Origin of the sequence: Desulfurispirillum indicum S5 (genome assembly GCF_000177635.2) — a bacterium.
In the GTDB taxonomy this organism is placed as follows: domain Bacteria; phylum Chrysiogenota; class Chrysiogenetes; order Chrysiogenales; family Chrysiogenaceae; genus Desulfurispirillum; species Desulfurispirillum indicum.
In genome coordinates, this window is the sequence record NC_014836.1 from 2256086 (window position 1) to 2278880 (window position 22795).

Here is a 22795-nt window from a genome sequence, read left to right on the forward strand (position 1 = left end):
GAAATACCTCAAAACGCGCAGGCAATTGAAAAACCTTCAGGTGCAAGGCGCCAGCGGAGCGAGGAGCGAGGAGCGAGGAGCGAAGCGTACTCCCCGTACGTTGCAGCGACGAGCGACTGCGGGCAACGCCGCAGATGGAGGTTTTTAGCAGCCAATCTGCTTGAAGAAGTCATTCCCCTTGTCATCCACCAGAATAAAGGCGGGGAAGTCCTCAACTTCAATCTTCCAGACCGCTTCCATCCCCAGTTCGGGGAAGTCGATGCACTCGACCTTCTTGATATTCTCGTCGGCCAGCAGCGCGGCAGGGCCACCGATGGAGCCCAGGTAGAAGCCACCGTGCTTTTTACAGGCGTCGGTGACCTGCTGGCTGCGGTTGCCCTTGGCGATCATCACCAGGGAACCACCATGGGACTGCAGCAGGTCCACATAGCTGTCCATGCGTCCGGCCGTGGTGGGGCCGAAGGAGCCCGATGGCATTCCCGGAGGTGTCTTGGCGGGGCCAGCGTAGTAGATGGGGTATTTTTTCAGGTACTCAGGCAGGGGTTTGCCCGCGTCCAGAATTTCCTTGAACTTGGAGTGGGCGATATCGCGGCCCACCACGATGGTTCCGTTCAGCAGCAGGGGAGTTGAGACGGGATGCTTGGTCAGTTCGGCCAGCACCGCTTCCATACCCTGATTCAGGTCGATTTTCACGCCGTGGCTGTGCTTGCCACGGAACTGCTGGGGAATCAGGCGTCCGGGGTCGCGATCCAGCTCCTCAATCCACAGGCCATCCTTGTTGATCTTGGCCTTGACGTTGCGGTCGGCGGAGCAGGAAACCGCCATGGCCACCGGGCAGGACGCACCGTGGCGGGGCAGGCGCACGACGCGCACATCGTGGGCGAAGTACTTGCCACCGAACTGGGCGCCGATTCCCAGCTTCTGGGCCGCCTGGAGCAGTTTGTCTTCCAGCTCCACATCGCGGAAAGCCTGGCCATGCTCATTGCCCGTGGTGGGCAGGTTGTCCAGATACTTGGCCGTGGCCAGTTTGACCGTCTTCAGGCAGGAGTCGGCGCTGGTGCCGCCAATGACAAAGGCGATATGGTAAGGGGGGCAGGCCGCCGTTCCCAGGGACTTCATCTTCTCCACCAGGAACTTCTCCAGCTTCTCGGGAGTCAACAGGGCCTTGGTCTCCTGATAGAGCATGGTCTTATTGGCGCTGCCGCCACCCTTGGTCATAAAGAGGAACTTGTATTCATCGCCGGAGCTGGCCATGATGTCGATCTGGGCAGGCAGGTTGGTGCCGGTGTTCTTCTCGTCGTACATGTTGAGAGCCACCGTCTGGGAGTAGCGCAGGTTCTCTTCGGCATAGGTTTCGTAAATACCCTTGGAGAGGAGCTCCTCGTCATTGGCTCCCGTCCAGACCTGCTGGCCCTTTTTGGCCACAACCGTCGCGGTACCCGTGTCCTGGCAGGTGGGCAGCTGAAACTTGGCTGCCACTTCCGCGTTGCGCAGGAAGGCGATTGCCACACCCTTGTCATTCATGGAAGCTTCGGGATCGCTGAGAATTTTCGCCACTTGCTCGTTGTGTTCAACGCGCAGCAGGAAGGAAACATCACGAATTGCGTTTTTGGCCAGAACGGTCAGCCCCTCGGGAGCCACCTTCAGCACCGGTTTCCCATCGAATTCGGAAACGCTCACATACTTCTTGGAATCGGGGACGAGGTAGTACTTCGTGTTGTCTTTGCTGAGCGGAAAAGGCTCCTGATACACAAAATCGGGCATAGCGTCACTCCTTTATGGTTTGCCGGAATTCACATTCCATGCATATTCTGCACTTTTCTTCACATTGTATACGAAACTTTGTGGATATGTCGAGGAAGAAGACAGCGAAATAGCACAGCGTTTGTATCACCAGGGAAGCGCATCTCCATTGCAGTGCCAGAAAGACCCCGTGTTCTGAAGATTGAGCTCTTCAATACGCTGATACAGGGCGCTGGCCGACTCCTCGGGGGTAATCAGCCCGCCGAAATTCACCATGCGCGTCTTCACGAACCCCGGGTGCAGCTGGGCCACCGCAATGCCACGGGGCTTCAGGTCCATGGCCAGGGAGCGCCCGAAGGCATTGAACGCCGCTTTGGAAGCACGATAACCATAGCGTCCGCCCGAATCATTATCGGCAATGGAACCCATGCGACTTGTAATATTGGCAATTTTTCCGCCCTCGCCAAGGTTCGGCAGCAAAGCCTCCGTCACCCGCAAAGGCGCGTAGGCGTTGACCTCCATCTGCAGGCGGATGGAATCAAAATCCAGCTGGCCCAGCACCTCATCCTGCAGCAGTCCCGCGTTGTTGATCAACACGTCGATCCCCTGCCCCTTCAGCGCTGCCGCCAGACGCTGTACATCAGCCTCGCGGGTCACATCCACATGATCGATAACCTGAAAGGCAACCGACGACAGCTCCGCCGAACCCTCCCGGCACACTCCCGTCACCTTCCAGCCCTTGGCAGCATAGAGCTTTGCCAGCTCCAGCCCGATACCCCGATTGGCACCCGTAATGACAACATGCTTCATGGTCTTGCTCCATATGTTGGTTGATTTCTGCACAGCATAGCACAAGGGAAAGTGATGGGAAAAATTCGCTGCAAATCAGCGGGGAACGGGGGGACTATTCCGTCAATAAACACGATCGACGAGAACAGGAGAGATAAAGACTCCCCCTCACAAAAAAACAACCCCCAACTGACATGCAGCAGTGGGGGTTGATCGGCAGCTGTAAATTATAACAGCTCTTTACGCAGCTGCGCCGGACTCTTTGGTGAAAGAAGGCCGGGAGCAATATCAAATACGGTACGCGCGCCATACTCCTTCGCGCAATGAAGCCGATAGGCGGCACGGGCATAGGCAACCATGACGCTGGCGGTAAACTGGGGATTGCTGTCCAGTTTCAGGGAAAACTCCATGACCTGCTTCACCCCGCTGGCCGACTGGGCGCAATGTATGACAAAACCACCGTGGGGCATGGCTGAGTGGTCGCGCTGCAGCTCTTCCCGAGAGACAAAGTTCACTATGGTGTCATAGTCGGCAAAGTAGTCCGGCATGGTGACAATAGCCTGCTTGACCGCTTCCGCATCAGCCCCCTCTTCGAGCACCACAAAACACTCACGTACATGCTTGTCGCGGGTGGACAGCGCTGGTTGCTCACCATCGCGAACCCGTGCGATAGCTTTCTCTGAAGGAATGGTATACTGGACGCCAGCTTTAACACCGGGAACCCGGCGCACCGCATCGGAATGCCCTTGACTCAGCCCTTTGCCCCAGAAACTGTAGGTTTCCCCTTCGGGCAGAATGGCCTCGCCATACAGACGATTGATGGAAAACATACCCGGATCCCAGCCCACCGCGATGACAGCAGTACGCTCAGCTGAGCTGGCAGCCGCATCCACAGCCGCATAAAACTCCGGAATCTTGTTGTGGGTGTCATAGCTGTCCACAATATTAAACCTGGCAGCCAGCGCCGGGGACTGCCGGGGAAGATCGTCCTTGGAACCACCACAGAGGATAAGCACATCAATGGCGTCGCGAAAATCATCGATGGAATCAAGGGAATAGACGGAGACCGCCTCACCCACAGGGGTTATACCTGAAGGCTCGCGGCGGGTGAAAATCCCCACCAGTTCCATATCCGGGCAGTGAGTCAGCGCAACTTCCACACCGCGCCCCAGATTGCCATGGCCCACTATGCCGATACGAATTTTTTCAGTCATCGAAGCTCCTTTTCTCAAATATGGGATCACGCAGAGTACCAGAAATTATCGGCAGGCTCACGCCTTTCCCTGGCATGGGAAAGAAAAAACACGCATGGGGGCAAAGCATACGAAGGCCCTCTCAGCCCTCTTCATCATGCGGGCCAACCCAGAAGAAGGGATTATGGGCCACTTCCCACAGGTAGCCATCCGGGTCGGCGAAGTACCCCGCATAGCCGCCCCAGGACGTCTTCCGACCGGGTTTCACCAATTGCGCACCGGCAGCCACCGCCTGTTCCAACAACTCGTCAACCGCTGACTCACTGTCCACATTATGGGCCATGGCAATACCGGCAAAGCCACTCCCTCCCGCAGAGACACCCGCATCTTCCGCCAGGGCTTCCCGACCATAAAGACCCAGCCAGCTGCCATTCAGGGTGAAGAATGCCACCTGCGGTGGAGATGGCATGCGCGGCAGTCCAAGACCCTGCTCATAAAACCGAATGGACTTCTCCAGATCCCTTGCCCCAAGTGTGAGCATACTGATACGTGGTTTCATCGGGAGTCCCCCTTTTGGCATTAATGCTATCTTTTTTGCAGGCTGCTGAAAAACCCTCACTCCGTGAGCGCCTTGCACCTGAGAATTTTTCAATTACCTGCTTGCTTTGAGGTATTTCTGCAAACTGCTCGTGAATTTTACAACTGCAGCGCGGTGAGCCCCTTCCAGCAGTGAAATCATACCCGCGAATGCCTCTTCAGTCGGGCACAGAATCTGCGCCCAGCCCATCCAGGCATACACCGGATGGGGCATAAGAACTCCAAGCTCAGTGAAATCGTGGCCCGTGTTGACAGTCCCGCCCTTTGCCGGACGCGCAGGCTTCTCGCCAAACAGATTCCGGTAATCCTCGGGCGCAAGCCCGATGGCAAGCCTGAACACCCCATCGCGATTGAGGGCCGAGGCTTTGTCATTGTCGCCATCATGGTCTTTGATGGTGCAGAAATACACCCCATTGGGCAATACTCCACCAGGGTTGTAAAACAGGGAAACCTCGCCCCAGCTCGCCTTGGGGATAACGCCCGGAAAGCGCGCAGTAATCTGTCGGACTATTTCATCGGGGGCCATGGGGACTCCTGAGTAGGGATATCGCGTCTAAAGAAAATTAACATACTAAACTTGTTTCAAGGCATATAAAGCATGCTCAGCTCGTATTAATATTGATGATTAAAATCAATCGCGTTTCAATCAAAATTGACTTGAGAGTCCCAACCAAATTAAATTACTTATGCAGTATATTATCAAGTTGAGTGAAATCTTTTCTTAAGTATTGACACAAGTAAAATTTCACTTTGCTGGGAAATCAACACCAGATATATGAAAGCTAACATTATCACCTTTCACCATAATAAAGTCGGCTTCATTTGAAAAAGTTAGTTCGCGCTCCCTGGCACCTTTAATAGTTCCGTAGGCAGTCCTGAAGGCCATCCCTTCAGAAATGGCATATGAGTAGGTGGTCAATCCACTCTCATATAGACCATCCTTTCCTCTAGGATAGTTTGGATACAATGAATAGTTATACTTTGGTTTAAGAAGACTGACCATCGCCTTTTCAGCATCAATAACTAGTTTTTTTGAATCAAAATCAAAGTCAATATCGGCTTGTTCGATTTCATATTCCGACTTGAACACATTTATAAATAATGGTTCAACTTTAAATGGAAAAAGATAAATCTCATCACTAACTCGTGCTCCTGGGAATCGTTGAGGTTCACTTGCCAAGATTTGCATTCTTGCTTGGTGGCCTTTTGCAAATAGGCGATCATATGTATCTCCCTTCTTTGCTATCCCAACGTATAATAAGTCGTAAGTAGAAAGTTCGAGAAATAAATCTAAGCCTTTAATAAATAATTCCTTGCGACCTCTCCACATTAATATAGTATCTGGCCTAAAACATGCGATTGGCTGCTTCTCCCCATTGTTTCTCACGACTGATATTATGAGGACAGATCCATCAGCTATAATCTCAATATCCAAATTGTCAAGACTTTCATTAAAGCTGGTCATCCGATCTAACAGAATCAAGCCTGTGTCTTTTTTGCCTCCTGCGACTTCTAATGAAAAACACAGAGTATTGCTCTTTGGTTCATGATAAAAATCGCAGAAAGAAGCTTGTGGACGTCCGCCAATTACATAGAAGTCACTTTGCCGAATGATCTCCATATAAGTAATATTCCCGGTCACATTTGCAGCGAGACTATTAGGGATCGGAGTGCAAACTAAGCTAAGAGTAGCAAAGCAATTATGCGTTTTATCCTTTTGCATAATGTTAGTCCTCGTGTGAGCAAAATAGCGCACTAAAATAATATATGAATTTCCCCAGCTACCGAAAGCGCCTCCATTACCGCTCCATAAGAGCAAATACGCCCCAGCCGAGGTATTCGCGCGTGTACGCGACATGACGATTTGGTGCCGTGGTCAGTTGAGCCCGAACTTCTTTCGCGAAGTCGTCTTCGGGGTTTGCTTCAAGCCACCGACGCATGGTGAGCCACTTGGCTGCCTCGTACCGGTCCCAGCCTTCCTGGTCTGCCAAGACCATTTCCACAAGGTCGTAGCCGAGTTCGTCGAAAGTCGCGACAAGCTCAGGAAGTGTGAGAAAGTCGGAGATGGCGGTGGCAAAGCACTCCTTCGCAACCTCTTCCGTCGGCGGCAATTGCCGCCAGAAAGGCTCGCCGATAAGGATGATTCCGTGAGTGTAAAGGCTCTTTTTCAGGAGTTCTATGGTGCCGGCAACTCCCCCGCCAATCCAGGTAGCACCCACACAGGCTGCCACACCGCATTTTTCGTCGGTTACGTAACCGGCTGCGTCGCCATGGATGAATGCGACCTGATCGGCGACGCCAAGTTCTGTGGCGCGGAGTTTCGCCTGCTCACTGAACAGCTGGCTCATGTCGATGCCGACGCCGGTAATTCCGTAATCGCGTGCCCAGGTGCACAGCATTTCGCCGGAGCCACTGCCAAGGTCGAGCACGCGCGTTCCCGGCTCCAGGCGCAGCACGGCGCCGAGTGTGGCGAACTTTTCCGGTGTGAAGGGGTTATGGATGCGATGGGCGCTTTCGCTGATGTTGAAAATTCGTGGGATATCCATTGAGAAAACCTCCTTACAGGCAAGGAAAATCTACCACTGTTTGACCTTCAGGTGAAGCGGCGCGCGAAAGAAAGAGCCGTCTGCGTACCTGTTGTACAATAACCAACGCTCACCGATACCCCACGGACAGATACAGCCGCTTGTCCATTTGAGCCTATTCGCGGTGAAGGAACTCTTCCAATGGTCTTCCCTGGTGGGCGTTGCGTGAGAATTGGCTTTGTGCTTCTTGCGCGCGTTCGCGGAAAGGCTCTGAGGCGATTACCCTTCAAGCTGCCATATGGCGACGTCGATGCAGGCTGCCGCCCACCATCTGTCCGGCCACGGCGGCGGCGATGGTCAGGGGGATGTATCCCCAGCCCAGATCCCTGAGGACTCGCAGGTAGATGATGAGGGGAATTGAGGCGTGAATACAGACAAGCCAGCCGATGCTGAATTTTGCGTAATTCTGGCGCAGATAGCCGAGGGGAATGTTCAGGAGAAGGGTAAAGGTGCAAATCAGTAAAATGGCCACGCTGGTCTCCGCTTGGGCTTGGAATATGTTACAGTGTATATCGGTTTCGAAATAAAATACAACATTCTGAAGTTTCGCACCTTGTCGCCCTGGGCTAATATATTATTTTCCTAATATTTACTGCGCGGAAACCGTATTGATTTTGTATGTTTGACTTATCTGATATTCCTCTTTTCGTTTCCGGGTATTGTCCTTTTTGACCGCCCAAAAAGGACTCAAAAACGCGCCCCCCGAACGCCCGTTTTTCCGGTTCGCCTGCTCGCCTGTTCTGGAGATCCGGCAGCAGGCTGCTTAAAGAGCCCCATCTGCTGTGTTGCCGGGCATCGCTCGTCACTGCGACGTACAGAGAGTACGCCTCGCTCCTCGCTTCGCCCGCGCCTTGCACCTGGGTCTCTTTGCATTGCCTGACCCCTGCTTCCCTGCAGTGCTGCCGGACCACTCACTTCCTGTGAGTGTCCCGTTCGGGTCTTGCCTGCATAACGCGATGGACCCGCAGGGTTGTCGCCACGAGGGCGGCAACCGCAAACCAAAAGCCACTGAGGGCGGTTGTTTGCGGTTCCCAGTTCCAGTCAGGCGGACGGCTGAAAAAAGACAGCATTGGGGCCGCTTCCCAGCCACTTTGTGCGAGTCCAAAGTGGCAAAAGAAACTCATAAACAAGGCGAGGATAATATCGCGACGCAATTTGTGCAGAACCATTTCCGCCATTCCAGCATGGCATCAGGATCAGCGCAGACAATCTGCCGTTTCTGGGGTGCAAAAGTGAAGCACCTTGTTGCGCGACAGCCTCCGAACCGTGTGTGAACAAGATTGAATGACGCTGCAGCGCAGCTGGGCGTTTTTCTGTGAACCAAAAACTGATTGCCCGCAAAAGGAGAGCAGAATGCCCCAGGTACTGAACCATCCTCTCATCGCCCAGCGCTACTTCTTCCCCACCAGGATTCCCTTCCCTGATCCCTTCTGGGTGGAGCGGGAGGGCGTTCGCCTCTCGTGCTATTTCCACCGTCCCCTGCCCGGTGCGCCTACGGTGGTGCACTTTCACGGCAATGGCGAGGTGGTCAGCGACTATCTGGGCGACTTCCTGCATATTCTGGAATCCCTGGGGGCCAATGTGTTTATCGCCGAATACCGGGGCTACAGCATGTCCGATGGTTCGCCCCAGCTTGGCGAGATGCTGGACGATGTGGTGGCCATGGTCAATGCCATCGGCGAGCCTGCTGAAAAGCTTATCTTCTTCGGCCGCTCGGTGGGTTCCATCTTTGCCCTGGAGGCGGCGCACCGCTTCCCCACGGCGGCGGGTCTGATTCTGGAGAGCGGTATTGCCGATCCCCTGGAGCGCATTCTGCTGCGGGTCAGTCCTGGTGAAATGGGCACAACCATGGAAAAGCTGCAGCTGGAGGTTCGCCAGCGTCTTGACCACCGGGCCAAGATTGGCGGCTATGGTGGGCCGACGCTGATTCTGCATACGCGCCATGATGGGCTGGTGGATGTCAGTCATGGGGAGCGTTTGCATGAGTGGGCGGGGGGTAAAAAACAGCTGCGCGTTTTCGCCAATGGCAATCACAACGATATCATGCTGGTGAATGCTGCTGAGTACTTCGAGCTGGTGAGAAAATTCGTAAGCGAGGTGAGCTGATCAGGTCGTGCCATCCTCCGGGCACAGGGGAAGGCTGATATTCACGCGCACGCCACCGATGGTATTTTCCACGCTGATTGTGCCACCCATGTTCTCCTCAATGGCGATTCTGGCAAAGTAGAGACCCAGGCCGCGTCCAGGAATCATATGGTGGTTGGAGATATAAGGCATGAACATCTGCTCCATGGCGTGGGCCGCCAGGGGCTCTCCGGTGTTGGTGATGCGGATACACATGAAAGCGGCGTCGGTAGTACTTTCAATCAGGATGCGGACAGGAGCGGAAGGCTTCCTGGCCCGATAGCGTTCTATGGCTTCGCGGGCGTTGGAGAGAATTGCCAGCAGAGCCTGGGTGAACTCGTACTCATACCCCCGGACCAGTGCCTGAGGGCGCTCCGCGTCGTACTCCAGCTCAATGCGTTCGGCGCTGAACTGGCTGCCCACCAGTTTCAGGAGCTCATGAATACTGGTATTCGGGGAGAAGGCACCCACATCGTACCTGGGGCGCAGAAAGTGGTCAAAGCGGTCGATAACTTCCGACATCTCCTCGATCTTGCCAAGGGCTTCACCAACTCCCTGCCGCAGATACCGGGCGTCCATTTCACCGTAATCCTGGGTATCGATCATATCCTGCAGGGCCAGGGAGAGGGCGGTCAGGGGCTGGCGCCAGTGGTGGGCGATGGCGGTGATGATATTGCTGGCGGTGGTGCTGCGCACCTGGCGCAGAAAGGTTTCGCTGCGACTGCGGTCGAGGGCGCTGGCGATCAGGTCGGCCAGAACCCGCAGCAGGGATACTTCGTCCTCCTGCCACTGGCGCAGGCTGCGCACGGAGTCAAACCCAAGAAAGCCCATCAGCCCGTGATTTCCCCACAGGGGAACAACCGCCAGTGAAAGCACCCCCTGGGGTTCGAGAATTTCCCGCTCCGCCTGCCAGTCCGGGCCAAGGGTGGCAACTTCGGGGATAAGAATATTCTCCCGCCGGGCAAGGGTACTGATCCAGGCGGGAAAGAGGGAGCAGGGCACCGACTGCAGATTCTCCCGCTCCGGCGAAATGCCAGCGGCGCACCATTCGTGGGTGTTATCCATGGTGGTCATGGCGTCATCAAAGAAGAATATATAGGAGCGATCCGCGCGACACAGCTCGCCAATACGGGACAGGGCGTCCTCGATGGTGCCATCGAGACGGGCAGGGGACGCGGCCATAAAACGTGCCGACAGGAGCATGATCTGACGGGCCAGCTCCTGGCGATACTGCAGGTCCCGTTCCGACTCCACCTGCAGCACCGCCCGTTCCAGAGAGGTGACGATAGTCTGCAGCAAGGAGCGCTCTTCCGGCAGAAACGCTGCCTGGGCACCGGGCTCATCGGCGGCGACGATCACGCACACTTCAACGCGCCCGCGCAGGACTCCGCGCACCCACAGAGGCGCCTGCAGGCAGGTGGCGGTGACATCAAAGTTTCCCGATTGAAAAATTTTTCCGTCAAACTGAATTGAGGCACTGGTCTGGTGGGGGTTTTGCCAGCTGGCGGGGATCAGCTCACAGGTGTGCTGAAAGAGGCGATCCAGATCAAGACTGCTATCGGCGATAAGCCGGGAGAGCGAGTGCAGGCACTCCAGTTCCTTGGTGCGTTCACGCAGCTGACGCAGGAGCTCCTCCGATGACCCCGCCGGAGCCTGGGGCGAGCCTTCGCCCCAGATTGGCAGCCCCTCGGCGCTCATGGCTGAAGTTTCTCCTGCAAAATACCCATATCCTTGTCGCCACGGCCACTGAGAGTAACCACGATATGGCAGCCAGGGCCATGCTTGGCCGCAACCACAGGAATAGCCGCAATGGCGTGGCTGGATTCCAGGGCGGGCAGGATACCTTCGCAGCGGGCCAGCTCCATGCAGGCGGCCAGGGCCTGTTCGTCGGTGGCGTCGATATACTCCACCCGTCCACTGTCGGCCAGCCAGGCCAGTTCAGGGCCGACACCAGGATAGTCAAGACCGGCGGAGACGGAGTGGGTGTCACGGATATTGCCATTTTCGTCACACATGAAGTAGGAGAAAAACCCGTGCAGAATACCCTTGTTGCCCTCGCTGATGGGGGCCGCGTGCTGGCCACTGGCCAGGCCGTAACCGCCCGCCTCGACACCGTAGAGCCTGACATCGCGATCTTCATAGTAACCGCTGAAGGTACCAATGGCATTAGAGCCACCACCCACGCAGGCGATGACCGCATCGGGATGGCGCAGGTGCTGCTGGTAGAACTGGGAGCGGATTTCGCTGCCAATCACCGACTGGAAGGTCTGCACAATTTTTGGATAGGGTGAGGGGCCCAGGGCCGAGCCGATGATGTAATAGGTGTCGTCAGCCGTGGCAATCCAGTTGCGAATGGCTTCGCTGGTGGCATCCTTGAGGGTTTTGGAGCCCGACTCCACCAGCTGGATCTGGGCGCCCAGCAGGCGCATGCGGAAGAGGTTGGCCTCCTGGCGTCTGGCGTCCACGCTGCCCATGAAGACCGTACACTCCAGACCCAGCAGAGCCGCCGCCGTAGCCGTGGCGACGCCATGCTGACCGGCACCGGTTTCGGCAATGACCCGTTTTTTTCCCATACGCTTGGCCAGCAGCGCCTGGCCGATGGTGTTGTTGATCTTGTGGGCTCCCGTATGGGCCAGATCTTCGCGTTTCAGGTACACCTGGCAATCATATTTACGGCTGAGATTGGCGGCATGAAAGAGGGGTGTGGAGCGCCCCACATAATGGGTGAGGATATGCTGAAATTCCTGCAGAAACGCGGGGTCGCGCAGGGCTTCTCCAAAGGCTTCGGTGAGCTCGGCCAGCGGCCGATGCAACACTTCCGGGACATAGGCTCCACCGTAGGGGCCATAGGTATAGGTTCGCATAGCATACTCTCTTGCTGAATTCGCCCTGGGGCACAGTAGTAGATCCGCTTATCATGCCATGAAATACCGGTGCTGACTATGGAAAATCCCCATGCCAACGAAAAAAGGGTGGGCCTTACGGCCCACCCGAAGCAAAACAGGTCATGGTCATTTATTCCGCGAGGTACCGCCGGTCATGGGATCAGAGCCGTATCCCAGCGCCTTCCAGTCCAGACGACCCTGAGGGCTGTGGCAATCGGCGCATTTCAGGGCCTGCTCCTTGGGAGCTACCTGGTGGCTGACGGAGATATACTCGATGGTCCTGGCGAAATCAAAGGAACCACTGTATTCCATACCAGCCCCCTTGGCTCCTTCCACCAGAGCCTTCTGCCAGTCCAGGTGGCTCCAGTAACCCTGGAAGGTGTGCGGCGTCAGCAGGTAGAGGTGACGGGTGTCATAGGGTTGATTGCCCAGGTGCTCCTTGAAGGGATAGATCTTGGCCTTCTTGTCTTTGATGTCGCCCACAGGCTTGTTTATGGAGGTCATCTGCTTGGGATCGATTTTGTCACCCTTCATATAACGCTCTATCTGGCCGTTATACCACAGATAGGCGGGCATCACGTCCTTGCCCCACTCGAATGTCCCCTTGGTGGGATAGTAGGTTTCGCGATCGTGGTCGCCTTCCCATTCGGGATCTTTTTTCTTGCCGGAAGTGGACCAGTCCCACAGAACCTTGGAGTGCTGACCACGGGAGTGGGCAGGAATGTGACAGGTCTGGCAGGCGATGGCATCCAGGTGCTTGGCCATCAGGGGGTTGCTCTTGTGCACATCAGCGTGGCAGTCGCTGCAGCTGACCCGGCCCTCGTGGGTTGCCATCATGGTGGAGGCTCCCTTGACGCGGTGCTTGTCGGCGGTATGGCAGTCAACGCAAGTCATGTTGGCTGGGGCACTCATGTGAACGTCCAGGCTGCGATTCGCCGTGTACAGCGATGAATCCAAGCCGCCGTGCTTGACGGCATCTCCCCCACCGCCGTAGAAGTGGCAGGTGCCGCAGTTGATCATGGATGGCTTGCCCACGCTCTGGGCGGCCTTCAACAGTCCACCGCTTTCCACATAGGCTTTACTGACCGTACCAGCTCCACCACTGCGCTTGGCACCGAAGTAGTCGCCTTCACTGGTATGACAGACAAGACAGTCGATATTGACGGGGTTGCTGTGGTCAAAACTGCTGTCTCTCCAGCCATAACCAGCATGGCATCCAGTACAGCTGGCCATATTCTGGGGATTGGTGCCACCTTCAACGGAAATACAGAAGTTGTTGATCATGTTACGCTTACCGTATTCCTCTTTGGATGACTCCATTCCCTTGACATGATTTGGCTTCCCGGCCCACTTCCAGTGCGCGGTCTGCATAAAATCCCTGCCCTGCTGGGAGTGGCACTCAAGACACTTTTTGGTGACCTCGGGGCCACTTTTGAACTCACCTTGAATAAACATGGAATGGTCAAGCCCCGCTGATGCGAAACCCGCCAGAGCCAGTGCGAAAAAGAAGACCGAAAAAACCGACAACACACGCTTCATACACTCTCTCCAGATTATAAAGAATACCCCCTTGGCGGGGGCTCAGACGCACTGTTTTCGTGAGACATTTCACGAACATTTTCATGACATTATAGCCATTCATTGAAATGCATCAATTCTTTTTTCGCCATACGCGAATATTTCTGGAGCGCTGACGGTATGCGAAAATACCCGAATCGGACCAGCAGGTGGAAAAGTCACTGGCGCACGGCGCCAACGATACAGGTTGAACGGGAGCCCGCCATGATCAGATTCTGCGCAGCTCGATACCGTACTTTTTGATGCGATAGTTGAGCTGGCGCACGGTCATGCCCAGCAAGCGGGCGGCCTTGGCCTGTACCCAGCCGGCTTCCTCCAGGGCCTGAAGCACCCGCTCATATTCATTGGCGGAAATCGCCGCCTGGGGCGGCGCCACCTGGCGGGGCAGATCCATGGCTGGCGGGACAGCAGGGGCGGACGCTCCTGCTGCTCCTCCAACGGGCGGAGCCGGCTGGTTAAATTCCTCGTTGAGGACTGACTCGATGATATGGGAGTAGCACACTTCGCCACGCATGCAGGAAACGTCGGTGGGTTGAATGGAGTTGCCTTCGGCGGACAGGGCGGCGCGCTCGATACAGTTTTCCAGCTCCCGGATATTGCCGGGGTAGTTGCAGCGAGCAAGGGCGCTCATGGCGGCGGGGCTGATATCCAGCTTGCGGCCGTACTCCTTGTTCAGCCGCTGCAGGATATGATTGGCCAGCAGGGGAATGTCCTCCTTGCGCTTGCGCAGGGAGGGCAGAAAGATGGTCACCACGTTGAGGCGATAGTAAAGGTCCAGGCGGAAGCGACCGGCCTTCACCTCATCTTCAAGATTCTTGTTGGTGGCGGCAATGATGCGCACATCCACCGCGATGGTGCTGGTACCCCCCAGGCGCTCCACTTCCCGCTCCTGAATAATGCGCAGCAGCTTGCTCTGGGCCGCCAGGGGAATGTCGCCGATCTCGTCCAGGAAGATGGTGCCGCCATCGGCCAGCTCAAACTTGCCCTTCTTCTGGCCCGACGCGCCGGTAAAAGCGCCCTTCTCATAACCGAACATTTCGCTCTCCACCAGGTCGTGGGGAATAGCGGCACAGTTGACGGCAATAAAGGGCTTGGTGGCCCGGTCACTGTTAAAGTGGATGGTCTTGGCCACCACCTCCTTACCCGTGCCGCTTTCGCCCCGAATCAGGACAGTGGAACGGGCCCTGGCGACCATGTTGATCTTCTCGAAAACCCGCTTCATGGGTTTGCTCTGCCCCACCAGCCCCTGGAAGGAGAACTTGCTGACCACTTCGTTCTGCAGGCGGCTCTTCTCCTCCTGCAGTTTCTGACGTTCGTCCTCGATGGTCCTGATCTTCTCCAGAAAGGAGGCCAGCAGCGAGGATATCATCTTCAGCAGGTTGAATTCGCTGGAGTAGCTGTAGATATCCCCAACGTTGCGATCCACGGCCAGCACGCCGTAAATGCGGGACTTTTCGCCCACGATGGGTACCGCCAGGAAGCTGAGTTTTTCATCTTTCAGGTCGCGTCCGGCGCGATTGAGGAAGGTGGGCTCCTCGCTGATATCGGGAATCAGAATGGGCATGCCCAGCTTGAACACCTTGCCCACAATGCCCTCGCCGGAACGGTAGCGCAGCTTTTCCAGCTCCTGCTGGGAAATACCCATGGAAACCGCCACCGAAAGCTGGTCGATGGCATCATCATAGAGCAGCACCATGCCTCGCTTCATGTTAAAGGCATTGGCCAGCACCGCCAGCACGTTTTTCAGCGCGTTGTTGCGGAAGTAGGATGAGGAGAGCACCCGGCTGATTTCATAAATCGTGTCGAGAGAGAGCTTATAGTAACTAATGCGATTATTCATGGGGGCACTTCGCTGGAGTAATCTTGATACTGGTGGATCTATAACATTGGTGGCTGGCATACCATACCTCCCACAGGGTTATGCCATATTGCGGCAGCATAAAGACAGCAGCTCCTGGCACTAGGTTCAGCAAAGCCGACGCTCTTACAACAGACGCGGCTGGGGCAAATGGAATTCCATATTGTGGCGGCCCTGTCCGTAGAGGCGGAAGAAGTCCTGAACATCCCGGAACAGCGTGATATCCTTGCCCTCGATCATGCAGAAGACCTCGCGGTTCAGCTCAACTCCGGCCGTCAGCACTTCTGAAGTGGGCATCAACACACTGAAAATGCGTTTGCCGGAGCGGATGGTGACACTGGCCATTCCATGTCCACGGTCCAGGTCTTCCACCACACCTTTGATAATCTTGCCTTCCATCATACGTCCGCTCATTGTCCTACCTCCTGAAAGTTCAGTTCCAGATCCTGACCCAGCAGGCCCACCGCGTCAGCACGGCACTGCTTGCAGTGTTTCATGACCCGGGAGAAACTGCCCATGACCGCCGTGCCCGCTTCGCGAGCCTGATCCAACTCCGCTGTGTCCGGCTCCCGCAGGCCGATCTCGCCGAAATACGTCCCATGCTCCGGCTTGCAGATCAGGGGCACGATATTGTGGATAAAGACACCCAGCTCGCGGATCTTTTTCGATACCTCCAGAATATGAGTGCCGTTGATTTCGGGAATGAGCACCGTATTCACCTTCACAATGCCCTCCAGCTCCACCGTGCGACCAATGCCTTCCAGTTGCCGCTCCAGCAGCAGGGAAGCGCCTTCTTCGCCGTAATACCGTTTGCCGTCCAGCGCCACCCATTTGTAGATGGAAGCACTGATAGCGGGATCAATCGCGTTCATGGTCACCGTCAGATGCTCCACCCCGAGGCGCACCAGATCAGCAGCGTAGCGCGGCAGCATCAGCCCGTTCGTGCTCAGGCACAGTTTCAGGTTGGGATCGTGCTCACGAATCAGTTCGAAGGTACGCAGGGTGGCATCGGGATTGGCCAGGCCATCACCGGGACCGGCAATACCCACCACACTCAGAGTCGGCAACTTCTCCTGGACCAGCTTCACCCTCTCCAGTGCCTGCTGCGGGGTTATCACTCGGCTGGTCACGCCGGGGCGTGACTCATTGGAGCAATCGTATTTACGATTACAGTAGTTGCACTGCACATTGCAGGCAGGAGCAACGGGCAGATGAATACGGGCATACTTTCCATGGGCTTTGGCACAAAAGCAGGGATGGTTGGCTATGCGTTTTTTTATATCAGCCATCCGCTGCTGCTCTTTGGCATGGCGCTGTTCACATTGTCCGTTTGGCATGGTGTCCTCCAGGAGAGTCATTCCCCCTGACACACTGCCGGGAGGTGTCCCGCAAGAGAGCAATCCCGGTGCCATTCAGTTTTCCCCTTATTTTATAATCACATGGAGCACTATCCCCCAGGGGGACAAAGCTGACAATTCCTGACAATTGTCACAAAAATGACACAAGCTGACGATCCGCAATGGGCTTCAGCAGGAGAAACGCGATTTGGCATCGGGATTGAATAATCACCTTTACAGTACTCTCATGCGGTAAAGCCCGGCCTCACACAAGGCCTGCAAGGAGAACCCTATGCACATCCACATAGACGACACCACCCTGCGCGATGGCGCTCAGACTCCGGGGGTCTGTTTCAGCCACCATGAAAAGCTGGCCATTGCCCGCAAACTGGATGCCCTGGGGGTGGAAGAGATTGAAGCGGGAATTCCTGTTATGGATGCGCAGGAGCGTCGAACCTTCAGCGCCATCATGGAACTGGGGCTCAAGGCCCGTATTCTGGCCTGGAACCGCGCCCTGGTTTCTGACATAGAGGCCTCGCTGGCTGCCGGAGCGCGGGCAGTGGAAATTTCTCTGCCCCTTTCGGACATCCAGATTCAGGGCAAGCTGAAAAAGAGCCGCGCCTGGGTGCTGGATCAGCTCAAGCGTGTGCTGGAGTACTGCGTAAAGCACGACCTCTATGTGTCAGTTGGCGGTGAAGACGCTTCACGGGCCGATATGGACTTTCTGGTGGAGTACGCGCAGGTCATCCGAAACTACGGCGGTCACCGCCTGCGCTTTTGCGATACCGTCGGCGTGCTGGACCCCTTCAGCACCTACGAAAAGATCTGCACCCTCATCGAGCGCAGCGGCATCGATGTGGAAATCCACACCCACAACGATTTCGGCATGGCCACCGCCAATGCCCTGGCCGCCGTGCGGGCTGGCGCCCGTTATATCAACACCACCGTCATGGGCCTTGGAGAGCGGGCGGGCAATGCCCCCCTGGAAGAAGTCATCATGGCCCTCAAGCACGTGTGGAAACAGCCCTGCCCCTACGACACCCGCCAGTTGCGCCCCCTTTCGGAGCTGGTGAGCCAGGCGGCACGGCGGACTATTGAGCCCTACCGGCCCGTCATCGGTCAGTTCATGTTCACCCACGAGTCGGGCATCCATACCGATGGCGTCCTGAAAAATCCCGCCAACTACGAAGCCTTCACCCCTGAAGAAGTGGGCCTGAAACGCCGTCTTGTGGTAGGCAGCCACAGTGGCAGCTCCGTGCTGCATCACAAGCTGGAACTGCTGGGCCTGACCAGCACACCGGAGACCATCAGCCGCATGATGCCCCGTGTCAAATCCGAAGCCCTGCGCCGCAAGCGCAATCTTACCAATCGGGAACTTCGGCACATTTATCAGGACTGTTCCACGGGTTCATCTCTTTGCAACTGACGCAATATGGTATATTGATTCATTCATCGCCCAAAATGGAACTGCTGTGTTATATTCTCAGCACCCATTGCCGCCCCGGGGCGATGACACCCATGTGGACAAGCACTTCCACACCAAAGGTGAGAATCGGTACCATGAATGCCAACTTCATCAATCCATTTGTAGCGTCCACCATCAGCGTGTTGGCATCCATCATCAAGGTGCCGCCAAAGCGCGATAAAATATTTCTCAAGGAGGGTGTTCAGCCCACCTACGACATCACGGCCATCATCGGCGTCAATGGCGATGTGCACGGAACCGTTGCCATCAGCTTCCCCCGTGAGGTGGCCCTCAGATTTGTCAGTTCCTTCACCGGCGAAGAAAAGTCTACCATCAACGAAGAGGTACTGGACGCCCTGGGGGAATTCGCCAATATTGTCAGCGGTGGTGCCAAGCGCGAGCTCAGCACCACTGGCGTACGCTTCAAGATATCCATCCCCAGTGTGATCACCGGGCGCGATCACAAACTCACGCCACCACGCAACACCCAGTGCATTGTCCTGCCCTTTGAGGTGGAGGGTATCGGGAAATTCGTGGTGGAAGTCAGCCTGCGTGAAACTGTACAGTAACGAGCACACCGCTTACCCGGAACCCTGGATAATCGCTGCCAGCGTTCCCCCCGTCAGCCTCAGCAGGTCAGCGGGTGCCAGCTCAATCTCCAGCCCACGTCGCCCGGCGCTGACAAACACCGTGGAAAATTCCTGGGCCGAGCTGTCGAGAACCAGCTTCAGGCGTTTTTTCTGCCCCAGGGGGCTCACGCCACCCAGCACATAGCCAGTCACCCGTTCCACATCGTGCGCGGCCGCCATTTCCGCTCCTTTGACGCCCAGGGCACGGGCCATCATCTTCATGCTCAGCCTGGAGTCCACCGGAAGCACCGCGACCCCAAAGCCTCCTCCATCCAGCTGGACCACCAGCGTCTTGAAAACCCGCTCTCCGGAAACACCCAGCTTTTGCGCGGCCTCGGCACCGTAGGAAGCATGGGAGGGGTCGTGGGTATACTCGTGCATCACAAACTCAATGCCAGCTTTTCTGGCAGACAGAACTGCGGGTGTCATATGCTCCTCCTCGAGCAGGCCGCTGAAAGGCACCTACCACCAGACATTGGCCTCCAGTGGGTCATAGATATACTGACGGCCATTTTCATAGATGCGATGGGGATTTGTGGAGGGGTCAATCTCGCGGATCAGTCGATCCGCCGTCAGGAACATCCCCAGCCAGAACCCCTGCTGTTCAAAGGCCTGAATGGCATAGCGACTGGATACGGGGTAACTCTTGCTGCGGTCCGTATCCACCCGTGAAGCCGTACGCTGGTAGAGGCGGATGAGACTGACCCCCATGGCGCTGCCAAAGGAATCTGAAACCTCCGGGCGCTGCACTCCCGATGGCCGTGGTTCATCCCAGGGTTCATTCATCCGCGCAGTCGCCTGAGCGGTGGCCATTATCAGAACAAGGCTCAATGTGCTCAGCAAGCGTCTTGTCATGCAGTACTCCATCCCTTTCACTCTCTCGAAGCCTTTACGTAAAGGAAGTATAACTCAACTTTCGCGCCCCCGAAACGGCAGATTGCCGGCACCGACCCGGATACCATGCTGGAATGGCGGAAATAGTTCTGCACAGACTGAGTCTTTGACATTCCGATTCCATTACTCAGGAATTTTCCTTGCCACTTTTGACTCGCCAAAAGTGGCGCAAAAGCGACCCCCAGTGCTGTCCTTCTCAGCCGTCCGCTTGCCTGGAACTGGGGACCGCAAACAACCGCCCTCCGTGGCTTTTGGTTTGCGGTTGCCGCCCTCGTGGCGGCAACCCTGCGGGTCTACCGCGTTCCAGTCAGCACGTCCTGGCTGGGCCAGCACACGGGGGAGAGGCAGAAGCAGACAGTTCCCCCCTGAGCCCGTCCGGTGAGTGCGACGCCTGGCTGGCAAGACCCGAACGGGACACTCACAGGAAGTGAGTGGTCCGGCAGCACTGCAAGGATGCAGGGGTCAGGCGACGCAAAGAGGCCCAGGTGCAAGGCGCCGGCAAAGCGAGGAGGGAGGCGTGCTCCCCGTACGTCGCAGTGACGAGTGATGCCCGGCAACGCCGCAGATGGGCCTCTTTGAGCAGCCTGCTGCCGGATCTCCAGAACAGGCGAGCAGGCGAACCGGAAAAACGGGCGTTCGGGGGGCGCGTTTTTGAGTCCTTTTTGCGCGGTCAAAAAGGATAATATCCGGAAGCGAAAAAAGATACCAGATGAGCCAAGCATGCAAAGTCAATACGGTTCTTGCATGATAAACATCAGAATAATGACGCTTAAACCAAGACGACAAGATGCGAAACTTCAGATGTACATCAGCACTTCGGTATTCATATTGTGGAAACACAAAACCCGTGTTACAAATTAACCATACCTTTTCTTATGTGTCACAAGGAAGAATCAACATACCTTACGGTGGGAGAACATGCAGATACGCGGGTTATATTTCCATACCCTGCTACCTTTCTTCTGCGCACTGCTGCTTTATGGCGGTGTCTTTTCTGTCAACGCCCACAGCGCCGTGCATCTTTCCGATGACGAGCGCGATTTCCTGGCTCAGCGCCAGGAGGTCGTCTTTGTCAGCCAGACCAACTACCCCCCCTTCGAATTCAGCGACGACTACGGCACCCGCAATGGGATGATGATCGAACTGGCACGCTGGATCAGTGCAGAAATGGGTTTTCACGCACGCTTTCTGGATATGGAGTTTCTTGAAGCCCAACAGGCGGTGCTGTCGGGTGAGGCCGATGTGCTGACCAGTTTTTTTTACAGTGCGCTGCGCGATGAGACCTTTGACTTCACCCAGACCATCTTCGAGGTTCCCGCTTCCATTTTCATCGCCGCCGACCGTCCAGATATACGCGGGCTGCGAGATCTGCACGGTAAACGCATTGCCATGCAGCGCGGCGATTACGCCGCCGAGTTCCTGCAGCAGCAGAATATTGACTTCGAGATCGTGCCGACGGGCAGTTTTGCCGAGGCGGCGGAAGCCGTGATTCGAGGCAGGGCAGACGCCGTCATCGGCGATGAACAGATCGTACTCTACCACCTCTACCGCCACAATCTCTACGACCGCATGAAGATTGTGGGTGAGCCGCTCTACATCGGCCTCAACAGCATGGCCGTCAAAAATGGCAACGCCATGCTGCAATCGATACTCAATAAAGGCATTGACCATGCTTTCTCCAGCGGCATGCTGGACAGGCTGAATCAGAAGTGGCTCGGCACCAGTATTCCAGGGCGCAGCATCAACTGGATTGAGCTGTGGCCCTACGCTCTGGCCCTCCTTGGCGGCATTGCCCTGGTGGTACTCTGGAACGTTCAGCTGCAGCGGGTGGTGGCCAGCCAGACAGCACAGCTGCGTCGCAACGAGCAGCACCTGACAGCAACCATTGACGAACTGCGCGAAAGCCAGGCCCATAACCAGGCTCTGCTTGCCGCCATGCCCGACATGATCTTTACTCTGGACGAACAGGGGGTGTTTCTGGATTTTCACGCCACTGACCTGGCCGGACCACAGCTTATGCCATCCCGGCAATTCCTGGGTCGGCCTGTCACGGAAATTCTGCCGCCAGAGGCTGCCCGCCAGACCATGGAGGCCATTGCCGGTATCGGCAATGGCGAGCGGCTGCATCTTTTCCATTACCAGCTGAAAATCAGCGGTCAGCTCTCTTTCTTTGAATGCCGGCTCGTTCCCTGCGAACCCGGCCACTTTCTGGCACTGGTGCGCGACATCACCGAGAGCAAAAGGGCGAAGGATGAGCTGGAGCAGGTTCTCCGGCGCCAAGAGGACCAGATTGCCGAAGCGGTGCAGACGGTGCGCCAGCAGGAGCGCATGCTCTTTGAACAGAGCCGCCGCCACTCGCTGCTGAATCTGATGGTCAATCTGGCCCACCAGTGGCGCCAGCCCCTCTATATAGCTTCCCTCACCCTTGATGAGATAGAGATTCTCTTCCAGGAAGGTGAGCTGACCGCAGAAATTCTGACAGAGCGCATTCGGGCGGGCCAGCAGGAGATCTTCCGCCTTTCGGAGACCATTTCGCAGTTTACCGAGCTTTACCAGTCCAATGACATCGAGCGCAGCGCCTTCGCGCTGTCGAGCCTGTGCGACCAGGCTGCGCATTTTCTTTCCAGTGAAGGCTCCCGTAAGCTGCAGATACACAATCAGATCGACCCAGCCCTGATCGTCACCGTCAATCGCAATGACCTCATTGAAATCTTCGTGGAACTCCTGCGCAATGCCGTCTCCACTATGGGTGAACGCAATATCCGGGACGGTGCCATAACCATCGCAGCCACCGTTGATGGGCAGAACGTGCAAGTATGCCTGGAAGACACCCTGGGGGGTATTGACCAGCAGATCCTGCCCCAGCTCTTCGATCCCTATGTCACCACCTCATTCCGATCACGGGACAAGGGCATGGGGCTCTATGTGGTCCGCCGTATCGTGGAAGACTCCTACAACGGCGAAATCAGCGCCGAAAACACCGAAAACGGCGCGCGTTTCCGAATTATCCTGCGCGGGGTGCGCCAGTAGGAATGTTTCACCCGCGCGCTGCTGTGCGGATACGTCCTTCTCTTCGCGCCACTGGCCAGAAAATCCCCGAACACACCTCCCCCTTTCA

The 22795-nt window shown here is 56.2% G+C and carries 20 protein-coding genes; 4 read left to right on the plus strand and 16 right to left on the minus strand.

Annotation, left to right across the window (positions count from 1 at the left end):
- Positions 1–144 precede the first annotated feature (144 nt).
- From SELIN_RS10585 to SELIN_RS10620, 8 genes are all read right to left on the minus strand, one after another.
- On the minus strand, positions 145–1764 hold the full coding sequence (locus SELIN_RS10585; protein WP_013506661.1) for a fumarate hydratase: 1620 nt from the start codon (positions 1762–1764) through the stop codon (positions 145–147).
- A 126-nt stretch (positions 1765–1890) separates the two neighbouring features.
- The gene (locus SELIN_RS10590; RefSeq protein ID WP_013506662.1) at positions 1891–2553 is read right to left on the minus strand and encodes an SDR family oxidoreductase; all 663 of its coding nucleotides are present in this window, start codon (positions 2551–2553) and stop codon (positions 1891–1893) included.
- Between the two features lie 206 nt (positions 2554–2759).
- The gene (locus SELIN_RS10595) at positions 2760–3746 is read right to left on the minus strand and encodes a diaminopimelate dehydrogenase (RefSeq protein ID WP_013506663.1); all 987 of its coding nucleotides are present in this window, start codon (positions 3744–3746) and stop codon (positions 2760–2762) included.
- 121 nt (positions 3747–3867) lie between these two features.
- Positions 3868–4284: a VOC family protein gene (locus tag SELIN_RS10600; protein WP_013506664.1), complete on the minus strand. Its 417-nt coding sequence runs from the start codon at positions 4282–4284 to the stop codon at positions 3868–3870.
- 93 nt (positions 4285–4377) lie between these two features.
- Complete coding sequence (locus SELIN_RS10605) at positions 4378–4848, minus strand: DUF6194 family protein (RefSeq protein ID WP_013506665.1); 471 nt, start codon at positions 4846–4848, stop codon at positions 4378–4380.
- 219 nt (positions 4849–5067) lie between these two features.
- Positions 5068–6045 (minus strand): hypothetical protein, encoded by a 978-nt coding sequence (locus tag SELIN_RS10610; protein ID WP_013506666.1) that lies wholly within the window; start codon positions 6043–6045, stop codon positions 5068–5070.
- A gap of 76 nt (positions 6046–6121) precedes the next feature.
- Positions 6122–6868, minus strand: a complete 747-nt coding sequence (locus tag SELIN_RS10615; RefSeq protein ID WP_013506667.1) for an SAM-dependent methyltransferase — start codon at positions 6866–6868, stop codon at positions 6122–6124.
- Positions 6869–7133: 265 nt separating this feature from the next.
- Positions 7134–7379: a hypothetical protein gene (locus tag SELIN_RS10620; RefSeq protein ID WP_013506668.1), complete on the minus strand. Its 246-nt coding sequence runs from the start codon at positions 7377–7379 to the stop codon at positions 7134–7136.
- A gap of 881 nt (positions 7380–8260) precedes the next feature.
- Here SELIN_RS10620 and SELIN_RS10635 point away from each other — a divergent pair.
- A complete protein-coding gene (locus tag SELIN_RS10635; RefSeq protein ID WP_013506670.1) occupies positions 8261–9013 on the plus strand; it encodes an alpha/beta hydrolase in 753 nt (250 codons plus the stop codon).
- On the opposite strand, the gene SELIN_RS10640 is transcribed toward SELIN_RS10635, so the two are convergent.
- The 6 genes from SELIN_RS10640 to nifB all read right to left on the minus strand — a co-directional run bounded on the left by SELIN_RS10640 (position 9014) and on the right by nifB (position 16689).
- The gene (locus SELIN_RS10640) at positions 9014–10729 is read right to left on the minus strand and encodes a sensor histidine kinase (RefSeq protein WP_013506671.1); all 1716 of its coding nucleotides are present in this window, start codon (positions 10727–10729) and stop codon (positions 9014–9016) included. It lies immediately after the preceding gene.
- A complete protein-coding gene (trpB, locus tag SELIN_RS10645) occupies positions 10726–11895 on the minus strand; it encodes a tryptophan synthase subunit beta (protein WP_013506672.1) in 1170 nt (389 codons plus the stop codon). Before trpB ends, SELIN_RS10640 begins: the two co-directional genes overlap by 4 nt.
- A 147-nt stretch (positions 11896–12042) precedes the next feature.
- On the minus strand, positions 12043–13455 hold the full coding sequence (locus tag SELIN_RS10650; protein ID WP_013506673.1) for a tetrathionate reductase family octaheme c-type cytochrome: 1413 nt from the start codon (positions 13453–13455) through the stop codon (positions 12043–12045).
- A gap of 247 nt (positions 13456–13702) precedes the next feature.
- Entirely contained in the window at positions 13703–15334 is a 1632-nt protein-coding gene (gene nifA / locus SELIN_RS10655; RefSeq protein WP_041726055.1) for a nif-specific transcriptional activator NifA, read from the minus strand.
- Between the two features lie 144 nt (positions 15335–15478).
- Positions 15479–15766: a hypothetical protein gene (locus SELIN_RS10660; protein WP_013506675.1), complete on the minus strand. Its 288-nt coding sequence runs from the start codon at positions 15764–15766 to the stop codon at positions 15479–15481.
- Positions 15763–16689, minus strand: coding sequence for a nitrogenase cofactor biosynthesis protein NifB (gene nifB, locus SELIN_RS10665; RefSeq protein ID WP_013506676.1), 927 nt, complete (start codon positions 16687–16689; stop codon positions 15763–15765). The genes SELIN_RS10660 and nifB overlap by 4 nt, the downstream gene beginning before the upstream one ends.
- Positions 16690–16981: 292 nt before the next feature.
- On the opposite strand from nifB, the gene nifV reads away from it, so the two are divergent.
- A complete protein-coding gene (gene nifV, locus SELIN_RS10670; protein WP_013506677.1) occupies positions 16982–18115 on the plus strand; it encodes a homocitrate synthase in 1134 nt (377 codons plus the stop codon).
- A gap of 134 nt (positions 18116–18249) precedes the next feature.
- Complete coding sequence (locus SELIN_RS10675) at positions 18250–18723, plus strand: chemotaxis protein CheX (RefSeq protein WP_013506678.1); 474 nt, start codon at positions 18250–18252, stop codon at positions 18721–18723.
- Positions 18724–18735: 12 nt separating this feature from the next.
- On the opposite strand, the gene ybaK is transcribed toward SELIN_RS10675, so the two are convergent.
- Both ybaK and yidD read right to left on the minus strand, forming a co-directional pair.
- On the minus strand, positions 18736–19212 hold the full coding sequence (gene ybaK / locus SELIN_RS10680) for a Cys-tRNA(Pro) deacylase (RefSeq protein ID WP_013506679.1): 477 nt from the start codon (positions 19210–19212) through the stop codon (positions 18736–18738).
- A gap of 33 nt (positions 19213–19245) precedes the next feature.
- A complete protein-coding gene (gene yidD / locus SELIN_RS10685; RefSeq protein WP_013506680.1) occupies positions 19246–19638 on the minus strand; it encodes a membrane protein insertion efficiency factor YidD in 393 nt (130 codons plus the stop codon).
- Positions 19639–20595: 957 nt separating this feature from the next.
- On the opposite strand from yidD, the gene SELIN_RS10695 reads away from it, so the two are divergent.
- A complete protein-coding gene (locus tag SELIN_RS10695; RefSeq protein WP_013506681.1) occupies positions 20596–22707 on the plus strand; it encodes a transporter substrate-binding domain-containing protein in 2112 nt (703 codons plus the stop codon).
- The last annotated feature ends 88 nt before the right edge of the window (positions 22708–22795 follow it).